The following is a 15,953-nucleotide window of genomic DNA, read 5'->3' as shown; positions in this document are numbered from 1 at the left end:
CATTCACACGGCATAACGGCAAGGAGGGTTCATGTTCGACTGGAATGACCTGCGGTTTTTTCTCGAATTGCAGCGCAGCGGCCGCTTGCTGACCGCCGCTCGCCGTTTGAACACCACCCACGCCACCGTGGCCCGGCATATCGAAGCCATCGAAAAAAGCCTCGGCACCGCGCTGTTCGTCCAGCATGCCCAAGGCTACGAATTGACCCCGGCCGGCGAAGCGCTGCTCAAACACGCCGAAGCCATGGAAAACGTCGCGCTGCTGGCTCAGGAAGAAATCACCCAATCATCCGCGCCGCTGGGCAAGATCCGCGTCGGGGTGACGGAAGGGCTAGGCATCATGTTCCTCGCCAGTCGCATTAACGGGTTGTTCGAACGCTATCCGGGGCTGGAAGTGGAACTGGTGGCGGTGCCGCGTTTCGTCAGCATCCTCAACCGTGAAGCCGAGATCAGCATTCACCTGGAACGCCCGGCCGCCGACATGCTGGTCACCCGCAAACTCACCGATTACCGACTGGCGCTCTATGCCAACCAGGCTTATCTGGACCGCTCGCCACCACTGCGCAGCCGCGAAGACCTCGGCCGTCATGCGTGGATCGGCTACGTCGACGACTTGCTGTTCAGCCAGGAACTGATGTTCCTCAACAGCTTCTGCCGCAACCCTCAGGTGGTCTTCCGCAGCACCAGCGTCATCGCCCAGCAACAGGCCGCGCGCTCGGGCCTGGGGATCGCCGTGCTGCCGTGCTACATGGCCAGCGCCGATCCGGACTTGGTGCCGTTGCTGCCGGATGAAAGCATCCAGCGCAGTTACTGGATCAGTACGCGGCGCGAGCTGCACAAGTCCGTGCGGCTGCGGGTGTTGTGGGATTACGTGGTGGAGTTGTGTGAGCGCGAGCAGGGCTTGTTGCTGGGATAACAAAGATCAAAAGATCGCAGCCTTCGGCAGCTCCTACAGGGATAGGTGTAGGAGCTGCCGAAGGCTGCGATCTTTTGATCTTGGGAGAGTGTCGGATTCATTTCCAAAATGGTTCCCGCTGGACAGCGCAGCCGTCCTGGCCTTCAATTCGTGGGATGAAGACAAGGAGCGTCCACCGATACTCCGCCGCGAACAAGGGAGCTTGCCGCATGACCGACGACACAAAAGTGAAAGGCCCGGCGTCGTACTTCCCGTCAATCGAGAAAAAATATGGCCAGCCCATCAGCCACTGGCTGGATCTGCTTGGAACAGTGAGCGGAAAGAAACATATGGAAATGGTGGCCTGGCTGAAGGCTGAACACGGTATGGGACATGGCCATGCCAGTGCTTTGGTTGCGTATTATTTGGCGAGTTGACCAACCTAGCCTACAGCCCATTTAAACAAGAAAAATCGCGATCGTTTAAATGAAGCTTGCAGTTACCACCTAAGGGCTACAACGCCTTGCGCCACCCCCTACACGTAAGACAGAATCCGCCGGCTTGTGCGTCTAGGGGTCGCTCGGTAACTTGATTCCTGTCACTGCTCATCAGTGATCGGGTCTGCAAGCCCGCCGGAATACCAGTCGCATAGCCCTGCCAAAGGACGCTCGTTTATGTCCGCGAAATGGCGGCTTTGTGCGGGAGATCTTCGGATCTGCCGGGTTCCTGGTTTCCCGGTCTTGCAGACCCGCACATAGCTGCCACCCATCATCTGCAAGTGATGCGGGTAGCTCCTAATGAACAATCAGGAGTTTCTTCATGATCAAACCTACGCCAAATCCGCCGGACACCGATCCGATATCCCCGTATGAACCCGATTCAAAAGAACCCAATGAGGCCGCCAAACGCGCCCTCGACTTCCACTTCCCGTCGAATGCCGACATCAAAGCCGCCGCGCGTAAACCCAGCAAGCTATTTGCCGTGGACCCAGAGGCGACTACCGAAACCCTGGCGGTTTTTTTGGTCGAGACGCTGGCCTCGGTTGATGTGATGGTCCATCAGTTGGTGGATCATCTGGAAGGTGAGTCGCGGCACGCGCTGCTGGGCATTTCAAACAGCATCATGATGGCGGAGATCACTGCGAACCGGGTGTTGGATAACATTGATACGCCTGAGTAGGTGTGGGCTGCATTCCCATTGTAGGAGCGAGGCTTGCCCGCGAAGAACGATAACGCGGTATGCCAGACCTGACGCCTTCGCGGGCAAGCCTCGCTCCTACAGGGACCGTATTTCAAGCGAAGGCTGTGGCGCTCAGGCGAGGATTTCGAATGCCGTGCTGGCCAGCCGTTCGCCGTTGACCAGAACGTGCACGGCGTGCAAGCCCAGGTAATGCTTTCGGGTGGTGAGTTCTTTGATGTGCTGGCTACGTGCAATGGATTCGGTGGCTTTGCCGGGCAGCGTCGTCGCCTTGAGCTTGAACACCTTCGCCGACGTGCTGCCATTGGCTTTGACGTAATCAATGGCGTAATCGATCACCAGTCGCTGACTCTCCGGGACCGTGGATTTCACCGTGAAGGACAGGGTGATTTTCTCCCCCAGACGAATCACCGCTGGTTCGATCTTCACATCAATGATTTCAACCTCGGGCTTGCCGCCCGCGCCAATGATTGCCAGCGCCCGCTGGTTACCTTGTTTGATCAAACTGCGCAGAGCGTGTCTGGCGATCCACGCTGTGTGCTTGTTTTCCAGCGACCAGCCCTCGATCAGCGCCAGCACCCACTCGGGATGATCCTTGGTGATGTCATTGAGGTGGTTGGCCACGGATTTGCGCACGTAGAGGCTGTCGTCGGCCTTGAGGTTGTCGAGGATCGCAGCCGCCAGTGTCGGGTTGGCCTGGACCGGTTCCAGGCGGAACGACCAGGGCAGGCGCGGTCGGCTGCCTTCGCTGGCCAGGCGCCGGACGTGTTCGTTTTCATCCAGCGACCAATCGTGCATCAGCGCCAACGAGCGTTCGATATCGCTGCGCAGGAAGTGCCGAATCGCGAATTCAGATGAGCCGAAGGCTGTGAAATATTTGAGCGCATTCATCGACAGGTCGAACGTATGAGCGCCGTAGGTCGCGACGTAATGCGGTAAAAACATACTGACGAAGGCGCTGTTGAGGCGCGGGGCGAGGGCGCGCAAGACGTCGAGGGATTCTTCATAACCAAGTGGCAATACCGCGTGCAGGCATTCGCTGACGCGGGCCATGCGTTGCATGACTGACAACTTCGCCAGGCCGGTTTTGGCCAGCTTCAGGAAGGCCTTCGCGTCGAACCCGGGATAGACCGCCGTCATCTCGGTGGCGATGTGCGCGAGGCGTTCGGCGTTGAAGATTTCCTTCAGGGCGGGGGAGGTTTGGTCTGCCATTGTGGGTTCCTTGCCAAATGATCGTTCCCACGCTCTGCGTGGGAATGCATCCCGTGACGCTCTGCGTCACATTTCAAGAGCGGACGCAGAGCGTCCATGGCGGCATTCCCACGCAGAGCGTGGGAACGAACCGGTTCAAACCTTACCCGCTTGCTCTTCCAACTGATCCGACTCAAACAATTTTGCCAATTCCGCCCGCGATTCCTGCGCGGTCTGCATCACCTTGGCCGCATCGTCATACACCGCATGTTGAGCTTCCAGCACCTGTTCATCGTGATGGGTAAAGCGCTTGATCCGCGCATCCGCCTGGGTCTGCGTCAGACCCAGTCCAACCAGGGTCCGCCGGGTCATTTCCAGGCTGGAGTAATAGGTTTCCCGCACCGCCTGAGCCCCGACATCCACCAACCGGTGCACATGCTGACGGTTTCGGGCGCGGGCGATGATTTTGATGTGCGGATAGAGCTTGTGTACCACCTCGGCCGTCTTGATATTGGTCTCCGGATCATCGGTGGCAATCACAAAGAACTCCGCTTGCTCGACCTTGGCGGCGCTGAGGATTTCCGGGCGCATCGGGTCGCCGTAGAACACCGGCACACCGCCGAAGCTGCGGGACAGTTCGATGGTTTCCACCGACGTGTCGAGGGCGACGAACTTGATGTTCTGGGCCCGTAGAATCCGCGCCACGATCTGCCCCATCCGGCCCATGCCGGCAATGACCACGCGTGGTGTGTCGGTGTCGATTTCGCGAAACTTCTGCGGCACCTCTACCGGTTGAACCTTGGGTTTGACCAGTCGTGCGCAGGCCAGCAACAACAGCGGTGTCAGCGCCATCGAGAGGGTGATGGTCAGCACTAGCAAGTCGTAGAGGCGCGGGTCGAACAAGCCCTGATCCCGGCCGATCTTGAACACCACAAAGGCAAACTCACCACCGGCCGCCAGCACAATCCCCAAACGAATCGCATTGACCTTGCCCAAGCCCCCGGCCAGTCGACCGACCACAAACAGCAGCGGCAGCTTGATCGCGATCAACAGCACGGTCAGCCCCAGCACCGCAATCGGCGCGCTGAGCAGCAAACTCAAGTTGGCGCCCATGCCGACGCTGATGAAAAACAGCCCCAGCAGCAGCCCCTTGAACGGCTCGATCTGCGCTTCCAGTTCGTGACGGTATTCGGAATCCGCCAGCAGCAAACCAGCGAGAAATGCGCCGAGTGCCATGGACACGCCGACCAGGTCCATCAACCACGCCGTACCAATCACCACCAGCAACGCAGTGGCGGTGGACACCTCCGGCAAGCCGGTCTTGGCCACCACGCGAAAAACCGGTCGCAGCAAATACCGCCCGCCAATCACCACCACCGCAATACTGCCTAGCACCCGCAAGCCATGGTTCAGATCTTCGGCGGCACTGCTGGTGTGGTCGCCGCCGGCCAGCAGCGGCACCATCGCGATCAGCGGGATCGCGGCGATGTCCTGGAACAGCAAAATCGCGAACGCCAACCGTCCGTGAGGGCTGGTCAGTTCTTTGCGCTCGGCCAGGCTTTGCAAACCAAATGCAGTGGACGACAACGCCAGGCCCAGGCCCAACACGATGGCGCTATTCAGGGATTGGCCGAACACGAACAACGCCAGCACACCAATCACCGAACCGGTCAACAGCACTTGCGCCAGGCCAACGCCAAACACCGATTTGCGCATCACCCACAAACGTCGCGGCGACAGCTCAAGGCCGATGATGAACAGCAACAACACCACCCCGAGCTCGGATATGTGGCTGACGCTTTGCGGATTACCGATCAAGCCCAACACCGACGGCCCGATGATCACCCCGGCAAACAGATAACCCAATACAGCCCCCAGTTGCAGGCGCTTGGCCAAGGGGACGGTGAGCACCGCCGCGAATAAAAAGACGACAGCGGCTTGCAACAGGTTGCCTTCGTGGGGCATGGCGAAACTCCAGGGTGTGGCAGGCGAGAGCGGCGCTCGCCCGATTTTCAGCGGGGCGTCAGGATAAAGGCTGGCGCCCTTTCAGTCAGCAAGGAGGTTGCTGAGAATTTACCGTTTAGTGGGGCCATTGTTCGAGCAGGATCGAAACGAACTTCTCCGCCGCCGGCGATAACGATGCGCCCCGACGGTACACCAGGCCGAGTGTCCGGTTCACTACAGGATCGGTGAGCGGAATGCTCACCAGCGTCGGGTGATCCGCCGTTGGCATGGCGAGGCTCGGCATCGCGGAAACTCCCAGACCGGCTTCGACCATGCCCAGCGAGGTGGACAAATGCTGCACCTCATAGAACCACTGCGGACGCCAACTCAGGCCCGACAAGGCGTGGTCCAGGATCATGCGGTTGCCGCTCAGGCGCCCGACCCCGATCAACCGGTAATCGCTCAATTCTGACCAGGTCACAGACGTCCGCCCGGCCAGTTCATGGTCACGGCGGCAGGCAAGGACAAAGGGCTCGTTGACCAGTGAAACGAATTCGATGTCCGGGTGCTGGCCGCTCATCATGTTGATGCCGAAATCGGCTTCCCCCCGCAACACCGCTTCGAGCCCTTCATTGGCGCTGAGGTCGAGCAAACGGATGCGGATTTTCGGGTAGCGTTCGTTATAGAGACGAATCACCGACGGCAGGAAGTAAAACGCAGCGGTTGGAATGCAGGCCAGGGTCACCTGACCGATTTGCCGCTCGGCCAATTCACGGATGTTCAGGATCGAATCGTCGAAGTCATCCAGCAATCGGCGAGCCTTGGGCAGGAAGTCGCGGCCGACACTGGTCAGGCTGACCTTGCGCGTGGTTCGGTCGAGCAACATGGTCCCCAAACCCTCCTCAAGTTTTTTTATCCGCCGACTCAACGCCGGTTGTGACAGATGCAGGGCATCGGCAGCCTCATGAAAACTCCCCAGTTCGGCGATTTTCACGAAAGATCGGATGTCCTGAAGTTCATATTCCATGTTCTATCTCGTCGAGGAGGGCGCTGAATCACGGTAAAACTTTCTTTTGTGAAACGCAATAATTGCTCTGATCTTTGCATTGGAAACACAATTATTTCCCTGTCACTCTTGTTTCCAAGACATCAATTACCTCGATTGATTAACAAGAGTTAGTAGTCATGCAACGAATTCCTTGTGTGCTGATGCGCGGTGGTACCTCAAAGGGGCCGGTATTTCTTGCTTGGGATCTGCCGGTATCGATTCAAGAACGCGATGAGCTGTTGCTCTCGGTGATGGGCTCCGGTCACGAACTGGAGATCGACGGCATCGGCGGTGGCAGCCCGCAAACCAGCAAGGTCGCCATCGTCAGCCCTTCGTTGCATCCCGATGCCGATGTTGATTACTTGTTCGTCCAGGTCATGGTGTCCCAGCGTCGGGTGGATACCGCCCCCAATTGCGGCAATATGCTTTGCGCGGTCGGACCGTTTGCCATCGAGCAAGGCCTGGTCAAGGCGGCCGGCGAGCTGACCCGCGTGCGGATTCGCAACCTCAACACCGGCACCTTCGTCACCTCTGACGTACAGACGCCAGACGGTAAGGTCAGCTATGAAGGCGACACCGCCATCGATGGCGTGCCTGGCAGCGCGGCACCGGTTCAACTGACATTCCTCGACGCCGCTGGCAGCAAGACCGGCAAGCTGTTTCCAACAGGCAGCGTCCAGGACTGGTTCGATGACATTCCAGTGACCTGCATCGACATGGCCATGCCGATGATGATCATCGAGGCGCGTCACCTGGGCAAACGTGGCGACGAAACGCCAACCGAGCTGGACGCCGACAAAGACTTTCTGCAGCGCCTCGAAGCCCTGCGGCTGCAGGCCGGCATGGCCATGGGCCTGGGCGACGTCAGCGACAAAGTCATCCCCAAGCCTGTGCTGGTATCCAAGGCGGTGGCCGGTGGCACGTTGCAGGTTCGCTATTTCATGCCACACAACTGCCACCGTGCGTTGGCCATCACCGGTTCCATCGGTATTGCCACGGCGTGTGTCAGCGAAGGCAGTGTGGTCGCGCAGATGCTCGGCAATACCGGCGGGCCGCGTCTGCAACAGGTGCGAATCGAGCATCCGAGCGGCGGCATCGATGTCGTATTGTCCTACACCGGTAAGAACGGTAAGACTATCCGCGCCTCTGTTGTTCGTACCGCTCGAAGGCTGTTTTCCGGCTTTGTGTATGCCCCGGTTTCCCAACGGTTCGCCGGGTAGTTTTCTCGCGTAGTCACCGCAGTTTTGCATCAGAAAGCTCGGGGTCGTTCGCCTGCGCGTCGGCCACGCATTCCATAACAACAAGAGAGTTGCCCTATGCTCGCCTTACTCGGCTTGGCCATGGTGGTTGTGTTCACGTTCCTGATCATGACCAAGCGTCTGTCACCCATCGTTGCGTTGACCGTTGTTCCGATTGTCTTTGCGGTGATCGGTGGCTTTGGTGGGACCACCGGAAAAATGATGCTCGACGGCCTGAAGATGGTCGCACCGTCGGCGGCACTGCTGCTGTTCGCGATTCTGTTTTTCGGTTTGATGATCGACTCGGGGTTGTTCGATCCACTGATCCGCAAGATTCTCAAACGGGTCAACGGCGACCCGATGAAAATCGCGGTCGGCACCGCGCTGCTGTCGTTGACTGTCGCCCTGGACGGTGACGGCACTACCACTTACATGATCACCTGCGCGGCAATGTTGCCGTTGTACAAGCGCATTGGGATGAACCCGATGATTTTGGCGACCGTTTCCATGCTGTCGTTGAGCATCATGAGCGGCATGACCCCTTGGGGCGGCCCGGCGACCCGGGCGATTGCCGCGTTGGGGCTGGATGCCGGGGCGTACTTTGTGCCGTTGTTGCCGACCATGATCGGCGGCGCTGCGTGGGTGGTATTCACTGCGTTCCTGCTGGGCCGCGCCGAGCGTAAACGCATTGGCAACGTCCAGCTGCAAAGCGGCGGGAGTGATTGCTATATCAAGGCGATTCTTGAGGACACGCCGCACAAACGCCCGAAACTGGCCTACGTCAACCTGTTGCTGGTGACGGCGGTGATGGTCGCGCTGGTGATGGGACTCATGCACTCGGCAATCCTGTTTCTGATTGGCTTCGTGCTGGCGCTGATGATCAACTACCCGCAACTGAACATTCAAAAAGAGCGCATCCTCGCGCACTCCGGCAACGCCATGACGGTAGTCCTGCTGGTGTTTGCGGCGGGTATCTTCGCCGGGATTTTCTCCGGAACCAAAATGGTCGACGCCCTGGCGCAAACTCTGGTGGACTGGATTCCACCGTCCTGGGGGCACCTGTTCCCGCTGGTGGTGGCGATCACCAGCATGCCGTTGACCTTCGTACTGTCCAACGATGCCTATTACTTCGGTGTGGTACCGATCCTCGCCAACGCGGCGGCGGCCTACGGGATCGATCCGGTGGAAATCGCCCGGGCGTCGATTCTTGGCCAGCCGGTGCACTTGATGAGCCCGCTGGTGGCCTCGACCCTGTTGCTGGTGGGGATGGTCGATCGCGACCTTGGCGACTTCCAGCGCGCCACCTTCAAATGGGCGGTGCTCACTTCCCTGGTGGTCACAGCTTTAGCCCTGCTGACCGGGGCCTTGACGCTGTTCGCCTGATTCACCCCCGACTCGCCTTGATAGAACTCCACGCGCCCGATGACGGACGCGCGGTCACGTGCATCCATAAAACAATAATATGAGTAGTTCGACATGACCCACTTTCTGACTCGCGGGGCTCTTCTTCCTCTTCTGGGTGTGTTGCCGATGGCCACTGCCGGTGCGAGTGATTTCATCGACGACAGCAAGTTGAAGTTGCAACTGCGTAACGTCTATATCAACGAAAACTTTCGCGATGAGCATGGCTTGAGTGCGCGTGCGGCCAGAACCGCCAAAAGTGAGCGCACCGAGTGGGCCCAGGGTTTCCTGCTGGATTTTCAGTCAGGCTTCACCCCTGGCACAGTGGGTTTCGGGGTCGATGCACTGGGCTTGCTGGGGGTCAAACTGGATTCCGGTCGTGGCCGCAGTGGCACCGGTCTGCTGCCGGTGCACGATGACGGCCGTGCCGCCGATGAGTTTGCCAGTGCCGGGGCGGCGGCCAAGGTCAAACTGGCCAAGACCACCCTCAAGTACGGCACTTTGCTGCCCAAAAATCCGGTACTGATCTACAACGATGCGCGCTTGCTGCCGCAAACCTACGAGGGGGGGCAAGTCACCAGTACCGACATCGAGAACCTGACCCTGACCGGCGGCCATCTGGACCGATTCAAACTGCGCGATTCCACCGACAGCGTGTCGATCGTTCCTGACGGTTATTCAGGCGACAAAGGTGGCGATTTCACCTACGCCGGTGGTGACTACAAACTCGGCAAGCACACGCGTCTGAGTTACTTCTACGGCGAGCTGGAAAACTTCTATCGGCAGAATCTTGCCGGCATCCAGTACGATCTGCCGTTGGGTCCCGGGGTGTTGACCGGCGACCTGCGCTACTTCAACAGCAAGGATGCGGGCCGTGCCTACGCCTCGAAAATCGATAACGACATGCTCAGCGGCCAGTTGTCCTACGCGGTGGCGGGGCACACCTTGGGTGGCGGTTACCAACAACTCAGCGGTGACGCCGGGCTGCCGTACATCAGCGGTGCGACGGTGTACTCGTTCAGCAACGCAGGCATCGGCAAGTTCATCGAGGAGGACGAGAAGACCTGGATGCTCAGTTACGCTTACGACTTTGCGCCGATGGGCGTGCCCGGGCTGACATTCATGACCCGCTATCTCAAAGGCAACGATGGCAAGTCCGACACCAGCATCAAAGAATCCGAACGCGACATGGAACTGGCCTACGTGGTCCAGAGTGGCACGTTCAAGGGCGTTGGCGTGAAGCTGCGCAACTACGTCTACCGTTCGGACTTCGCCCGCGGACGTGACAGCAACCGGATCTATTTCACCTACGATATTGCCCTCTGGTAAGGGCGCCGAGCGGGGTCTAACTGAATAAGTTGCCAATCGCCCGTATTTCTGGGAAAACGACGCCCATGAAGCCCTGTTCGGGCAAGCGCGCAAAAGAGTGAATGTGATGAATGATGAGTTGCAGGTCATCGACCTTGAAGTGGGTGACGGCAAAGCCGCTGTCAAAGGCGCGCTGATCACTACCCAATATCGCGGGTGGCTGGAAGACGGCACTGAATTCGATTCTTCCTACAGTCGGGGTAAACCTTTTCAGTGCGTGATTGGCACGGGGCGGGTGATCAAGGGCTGGGATCAGGGAATCATGGGCATGCAGGTTGGTGGCAAACGCAAGCTGCTGGTGCCGGCGCATCTGGCTTATGGCGAGCGGACGATGGGCGCGATCACGCCGAATTCGAATTTGATTTTCGAGATCGAATTGCTGGAAGTGCTGACGCGGGATGATTGATTGGCGTGTGGGCTGAAATGACGAAACCCGCTGTCTCTGTGAGGAGACAGCGGGTTTTTTGCTATCTGTGGCGAGGGAGCTTGCTGTGGCGAGGGGGCTTGCCCCCGTTGGGTTGCTCAGCGACCCAAATCCAGCCATTGCGGTTTTCCAGACTGGCCGCATGCTAGAAGCCTCGTCGCTTCCTCCTGGCTCATTGATGGATCTTGGTAGAGAAAGCTCACTTTTTAACTCCCATCTCAGTTGCACCTACTCCCGCACCCCTATGAAGAGGTCCAGTTCAGTCGGTAACTGCTCATTGAGAGCTATGGCGATTTGTTGGATTTGCTCGCCGGTTAGTAACCATTCTCCATCCGCGCTTTCATCAAGATTTTTCCACCCAAGAACACCCATTACCGCGACTTCAAACTCAGGTCGAACTGTGAGGTCGTATTTTAAGGAATCATCTTCGTCATCACCTTTTAAAAACCCACTAATCCATAAAAACATAAATAGCCTCTTAATTTATTTCGGGGTGGTTCTGCCTGGTTTGGCGGGATCTATCTGTTCACCTGTTTCGTGGTTGAACTCGCCAAGATGCTTACCTTGACTGTCATACTTCTCTATTGCGCCTGTCTTACTGTCCCATTCATATATTCGCCCCTTTCGGTCTTTCCATCGGCTGCGCTTACTCCCCCCGCCTTGAACACTGCTTTTTGATTTAACAGGAAGGGCATCTGGAAATGCAGACAATGTCAACGGCGGCCGGTGGTACTTTATATCACCGCCGCCAGCAGATCTTGAAACCACAACATACAGCGGCTGCACACCGGAATCAGCCGGAAATACAAGAATGAAATCCTTGTACTCAGGCGGGTAGATCGGGTTGACGATGATGTTATCTGCCTGTTCGGTGGGCGGATAAATCCAGATCTGAGGTGCTTGTGGGGCGGCCTCTAGCGGGGGAGTCCCTGAGGTGCTGGATGGGTCAACCGCTGGCGTCCATATCAGGGTTATCCCATTACCAAAGTCAGCCACCTGCTGAGAACCCTGACTCTTGAACCGGACTACAGGAATTATTTCCCAGTCACGGCGCTTCTGGGTGTTGTACCCATAACCCTTCAAGGTGCCATCAGCTTGTTGCTCGACATGCAGTCGAACCCGTGTACGGCCTTCCTTGAGCGATTTGAGCTGTTCTTCTGTGTACAGGGCGCTGTCGCCCAAGCTCGACGGCCACAGCAATGCAACCATTCCGGCCAAGGCTCCAGCTGCAATACCAGCCGTCACTATGCCTGCGCCAGCAGCACCCGTCCCAGTACCAGCAGCACCAACCCCGCCCAGAAGAAGCGTTCCCAGTGCAGCAGGTAACGCGCTGCCACTGATTTTTTTGAGTGGGATGTTTCCCGCCACATCCCTTTCGCGGCCACCCAGCAGGGAGAATTTTCCGTAGTCGGTCAGTTTCTCGACAGGGACGAACCCGGCTGGGCTGCCGTGGTTGATTACGCCTTCGGAGAGGTTGCAGCTTTTGGCGAACACGCAACCCACGGAGCTGGATTGACCCAGCTGTTGAGGCTGCCTGACAAAACGATCTTCATATGCCTGCTGTCGGGCCAATATGTCGTCATAGGATTTTTGTCTGGCGTCGCGCTCTGTCAGTTCGGTGGCGGTCATGTAGCGGCTGGTGATGTGGTGCCCGTCGCCCGATGGTGGGTTTTGAACCCGAGGTATGTCTGTTTTGCGAGCCATGAGCGTCCTTGTTTCATCTTTTGAAAACGATGCGGACGCTATATCAAAGGGCATTTGATAGATGTAGGACTGGTCTGAAACTCTGGCCGTTGTTACAAATGGCGCTTGTCGCTATGTGCTGAACTGAAACGGAAAAACCCGCCATCTATGTACGCAGAGATGGCGGGGTTTTGGTTATCCGTGGCGAGGGGGCTTGCCCCCGTTGGGTTGCGCAGCGACCCCAAATCCAATCATCGCGGTTCTCAGACTGACCGCATGCCGATTTTTTTCGACTGCTGCGCAGCCGAAAGGGGGCAAGCCCCCTTGCCACAAATGCCCATTCCAACACCATTTTTTTGCTGAAGGCTAGATTGGCTATTCCCGCGGATCGATATTGTCCAGCGCCCGGTTCACGGCCAGTTCGCCCAGCATGATGACCTGCTGAATCCCCAGCATTGTGTTCCGATTCGGGCCTTCCAGGAGGTTTGCAAAGTCACTGACCATGACACTGGCTGATGCCAGTGATTCGCAGGCATTGGCCAGCAAGCTTTCGGTATCCATGTCGGGGGCGACGACGAACATTGTGCTGGGTTTGCGTGGGGTCTTGGGTGAAACCGATTCGGCTTCTGAATCAGGGGGATTTGGAGTGTGTTTGAACATCGCTTAGGTACCTTAATTGATGCTGCAACCTCCTCGCGACTAAACGAAGGGGGTGGCAGCTGTAGGCAGGTTAGTCGACCGGGTACCAAAGCTTTACCGGCGCACCCGAAGGTGCCCTGCGCACAGCTGCCATTGAGCGCAGGCATGTGAATACCTGACTGAACGGAGTGCGTGCTGCTTTGAGAACTACCGAGCGACTAAACCCGATCACTGACGATCAGTGACGGGATTCAAGTTACCGACGGGCCCCAAGGCGCACAAGCCGGCGGATTCTGGCGTAGTTGTAGGCAATGACGCAAGGCGATGTAGCCTGTTGCGCATGCCGCAAATGATGCATCGTTTGTCATGCCGCCTTCGCGAGCAAGCCCGCTCCCACAGGGGATTGTGCCGGTCACAAATTTTGTGAACATCGATGATCAAGTGTGGGAGCGGGCTTGCTCGCGAAGAACGATGACGCGGGTCAACCTGACTTGCTAACCCCGGCTATATCGGTAACCATGCACTATATAGGGGTAGGGGGTATACGTATGTCACACATCCACGAACACAAAGAAGACTTGCTCAACCGTGTCCGGCGCATTGCCGGACAGGTTCAGGCGGTAGAACGGGCACTGGAGTCTGACGCCGAATGCGCCAAAACCCTACACCTGGTCGCGGCGATCCGCGGTGCGGTCAATGGTCTGATGGACCAGTTCATCGACGCCCACGCCCGTGAACATGTGGCGCGTCCCGGACTCAGCGATGAAGCACGCGCCGAAGGCGTTGAAGACTTGCTGCAAGCCATCCGCCGTTATTCGAAATAGAGGTCAGACTCATGACACTACAACCTCAAGCTTCGCGTTTTACCCACGACCACCTGTTTTTGGGCGCTGCCCACGATGCCAATGCCCGCCGCACGTTGTGGGTGGTGGCGCTGACCTTCGTTATGATGATTGGCGAAATTGCCGCCGGTTACATCACCGGTTCCATGGCACTGCTGGCGGACGGTTTTCATATGGCGACCCACGCCGGGGCCTTGGGCATTGCTGCGGCGGCCTATGGTTTTGCCCGGCGGCATGCCAACAATTCACGCTTCAGTTTCGGTACCGGCAAAGTCGGGGACCTGGCGGGTTTTGCTTCAGCCATAGTGCTGGGCCTGGTGTCGATCGGCATCGCTGGCGAATCCATCGTGCGGCTGTTTCAACCGACCACCGTGGCCTTCACCGAAGCGACGGTGATTGCGGTGGTGGGGCTGGGGGTGAACATCGTCAGTGCGTTTCTACTGGCGGGCAACCACGGGCATCACGGCCATGATCATCACGATCACAGTCATGCCCACGCTCATCATCACGACAACAACCTGCGTTCGGCATATTTGCATGTACTGGCCGATGCGTTGACCTCGGTGCTGGCTATCGTGGCATTGTTGGCCGGGCGCTACCTGGGCTGGGTCTGGCTGGACCCGGTGATGGGGATCGTCGGCGCCATCGTGATCGCGAGATGGGCTTATGGCTTGATGCGCGACAGCGCCGCGGTGTTGCTGGATACCACCGACGAACACGTCGCCGCCGAAATTCGTGAGCTGCTCGAATCAACGGACGATATTCGCATCAGTGACCTTCACGTCTGGCAGGTTGGCCCTCAGGCGCGGGCAGCGATTGTCAGCGTCGTGGCCGCGGCGGGTGTCAGTGCCGATGCCATTCGCGAGCGTCTGGCGCTGGTTCATGAGTTGTCTCACCTGACGGTCGAATATCGCAACGCTTGAGGTGCCTTAAGCAAAGAGCGGAATGCGCCCATTCAGGGAAGGGCGGTAGTGCCAGGTCAAACAGTCCAAAGCAGGTTTCATCGCCAGGATCTCAGTCAGCGTGGCACTGGCAATGCTCATGGCCAGAACCTGCCCCGGACATTGATGACGGCCGCCGCCGAAAGTGAAGCTGCGACGGTTCGGGCGGTCGAGCTGAAATGTGTCGGGATCATCATTAAGCTGCGGATCGCGATTGGCCGAGGCCAGCAGCACCAGGATAACGTCGCCGGGGTTCAGGCTCACGCCGTCGATTTCACACGGCGCGGCGACGAAGCGGCGGGTGTTCTGCACCGACGGGTCGAAACGCTGGACTTCAGCGATCAGGTCATCAATATGAGTCGAATCCAACTGTGGGTTTCGGATCAACGCCAATAGCGCATTGCCGATCAGCCCGGCAGTGGCTTCATGGGTCTGGGAGAACAATCCAATCAGGTTGGCGATCAAGATTTCAGAATCGGTCGATGTCGCCGCGAAACGCTGCCGGATACCGGCGAGCAGGGCGCTTCGATTGCTCGGATCGTCCAGAAGCTCGATGACATAACCCTTCAGCTGTTCCGCCGCGGCATGGGCGCCCTCCAGCTGCGCCTGATCGCTGAGCGGCGACAAACAGGCAACGAAGTCGGCGGTCAGTTCGCTGATGGCCCGGCCCTGAGCCGGGGAAAACCCCAGCAATGCCGCCACCACGCAGACCGGCCCGCGAAACATCGCCGCGTACAACCCATCGGCGCCCGGGGTAATCAACCGGGCGCCGACCAACGCATTGACCTCGTTCACGTCAATCAACGCCAGCCCCGGCTCAATCGCCGCCCTCGGGCAACGCTGCCGTTCGCCCTCGTTCATCCGCATCAGCTGACCAAACACCTTGCCGGCCGTGCCTTGAGCAATCGCTTTGGGCACCGGCTCATGGGACGGCCGGACATGGCAATCCGGATGCGCCAGCACGGCGGCAACGGCTCGGGCGCTACTGGCCATCCACAGTTTCAGTCCTTGATGAAAAACCAGTCCGCCCTCGGCGCGCAGTTGTGCGTAGTAGGGGTAGGGATCGGCATGAGTCGCAGCGATGATCGGGTCCATGGGTCGCAGCCTTATCGGTGGTTGGAAAGTGTTGCTACTATCTCCAA

At 58.3% G+C, this 15,953-nt stretch carries 16 protein-coding genes; 9 read left to right on the top strand and 7 right to left on the bottom strand.

The genetic code is table 11. From position 1 onward, the window contains the following. Window positions 1–31 precede the first annotated feature (31 nt). The 3 genes from TU81_RS09540 to TU81_RS09530 all read left to right on the top strand — a co-directional run bounded on the left by TU81_RS09540 (window position 32) and on the right by TU81_RS09530 (window position 2,074). Window positions 32–916: a LysR family transcriptional regulator gene (locus TU81_RS09540; protein WP_048394716.1), complete on the top strand. Its 885-nt coding sequence runs from the start codon at window positions 32–34 to the stop codon at window positions 914–916. Between the two features lie 209 nt (window positions 917–1,125). Beyond that, window positions 1,126–1,332 carry a DUF4287 domain-containing protein gene (locus TU81_RS09535; protein WP_038984217.1) on the top strand — a complete coding sequence of 69 codons (207 nt, stop codon included), beginning with the start codon at window positions 1,126–1,128 and terminating at the stop codon, window positions 1,330–1,332. Window positions 1,333–1,714: 382 nt separating this feature from the next. After that, on the top strand, window positions 1,715–2,074 hold the full coding sequence (locus tag TU81_RS09530; protein WP_048394714.1) for a DUF6124 family protein: 360 nt from the start codon (window positions 1,715–1,717) through the stop codon (window positions 2,072–2,074). A 132-nt stretch (window positions 2,075–2,206) separates the two neighbouring features. Here TU81_RS09530 and TU81_RS09525 read toward each other — a convergent pair whose 3' ends face one another. The 3 genes from TU81_RS09525 to TU81_RS09515 form a co-directional block, all read right to left on the bottom strand. After that, a complete protein-coding gene (locus TU81_RS09525; RefSeq protein WP_048394711.1) occupies window positions 2,207–3,304 on the bottom strand; it encodes a DNA alkylation repair protein in 1,098 nt (365 codons plus the stop codon). A gap of 135 nt (window positions 3,305–3,439) precedes the next feature. Beyond that, complete coding sequence (locus tag TU81_RS09520; protein WP_048394709.1) at window positions 3,440–5,248, bottom strand: monovalent cation:proton antiporter-2 (CPA2) family protein; 1,809 nt, start codon at window positions 5,246–5,248, stop codon at window positions 3,440–3,442. Window positions 5,249–5,363: 115 nt separating this feature from the next. Next, entirely contained in the window at window positions 5,364–6,254 is an 891-nt protein-coding gene (locus TU81_RS09515) for a LysR family transcriptional regulator (RefSeq protein WP_048394708.1), read from the bottom strand. Window positions 6,255–6,412: 158 nt separating this feature from the next. Here TU81_RS09515 and TU81_RS09510 point away from each other — a divergent pair, with 158 nt between their 5' ends. From TU81_RS09510 to TU81_RS09495, 4 genes are all read left to right on the top strand, one after another. Next, window positions 6,413–7,495 (top strand): 4-oxalomesaconate tautomerase, encoded by a 1,083-nt coding sequence (locus TU81_RS09510; protein WP_048394706.1) that lies wholly within the window; start codon window positions 6,413–6,415, stop codon window positions 7,493–7,495. Between the two features lie 96 nt (window positions 7,496–7,591). Then, entirely contained in the window at window positions 7,592–8,896 is a 1,305-nt protein-coding gene (locus tag TU81_RS09505) for a CitMHS family transporter (RefSeq protein WP_038984211.1), read from the top strand. Between the two features lie 93 nt (window positions 8,897–8,989). Further along, window positions 8,990–10,243: an OprD family porin gene (locus TU81_RS09500; RefSeq protein WP_048394704.1), complete on the top strand. Its 1,254-nt coding sequence runs from the start codon at window positions 8,990–8,992 to the stop codon at window positions 10,241–10,243. 106 nt (window positions 10,244–10,349) lie between these two features. Next, window positions 10,350–10,688 carry an FKBP-type peptidyl-prolyl cis-trans isomerase gene (locus tag TU81_RS09495; RefSeq protein WP_007895103.1) on the top strand — a complete coding sequence of 113 codons (339 nt, stop codon included), beginning with the start codon at window positions 10,350–10,352 and terminating at the stop codon, window positions 10,686–10,688. Window positions 10,689–10,934: 246 nt separating this feature from the next. Here TU81_RS09495 and TU81_RS09490 read toward each other — a convergent pair whose 3' ends face one another. The 3 genes from TU81_RS09490 to TU81_RS09480 form a co-directional block, all read right to left on the bottom strand. Then, entirely contained in the window at window positions 10,935–11,174 is a 240-nt protein-coding gene (locus TU81_RS09490; protein ID WP_038984209.1) for a pyocin S6 family toxin immunity protein, read from the bottom strand. A gap of 15 nt (window positions 11,175–11,189) precedes the next feature. Continuing rightward, complete coding sequence (locus TU81_RS09485; protein WP_048394703.1) at window positions 11,190–12,410, bottom strand: colicin E3/pyocin S6 family cytotoxin; 1,221 nt, start codon at window positions 12,408–12,410, stop codon at window positions 11,190–11,192. 354 nt (window positions 12,411–12,764) lie between these two features. Continuing rightward, on the bottom strand, window positions 12,765–13,049 hold the full coding sequence (locus tag TU81_RS09480; RefSeq protein ID WP_038984208.1) for a DUF6124 family protein: 285 nt from the start codon (window positions 13,047–13,049) through the stop codon (window positions 12,765–12,767). Between the two features lie 527 nt (window positions 13,050–13,576). Between TU81_RS09480 and TU81_RS09475 the strand changes: the two genes are divergently transcribed. Then, a complete protein-coding gene (locus tag TU81_RS09475) occupies window positions 13,577–13,852 on the top strand; it encodes a metal/formaldehyde-sensitive transcriptional repressor (protein WP_038984207.1) in 276 nt (91 codons plus the stop codon). Window positions 13,853–13,863: 11 nt separating this feature from the next. Beyond that, entirely contained in the window at window positions 13,864–14,793 is a 930-nt protein-coding gene (gene dmeF, locus TU81_RS09470) for a CDF family Co(II)/Ni(II) efflux transporter DmeF (protein ID WP_048394701.1), read from the top strand. 6 nt (window positions 14,794–14,799) lie between these two features. Here the strand turns inward: dmeF and TU81_RS09465 are convergent, their stop codons facing one another. Then, window positions 14,800–15,906 (bottom strand): cytochrome P450, encoded by a 1,107-nt coding sequence (locus TU81_RS09465; protein WP_048394699.1) that lies wholly within the window; start codon window positions 15,904–15,906, stop codon window positions 14,800–14,802. Between the last annotated feature and the right edge of the window lie 47 nt (window positions 15,907–15,953).

Source organism: Pseudomonas lini, from assembly GCF_001042905.1.
Lineage (GTDB): Bacteria > Pseudomonadota > Gammaproteobacteria > Pseudomonadales > Pseudomonadaceae > Aquipseudomonas > Aquipseudomonas lini.
Note: the sequence above shows the minus strand (reverse complement) of the source record. Positions and strands in the feature narration are given on the sequence as shown.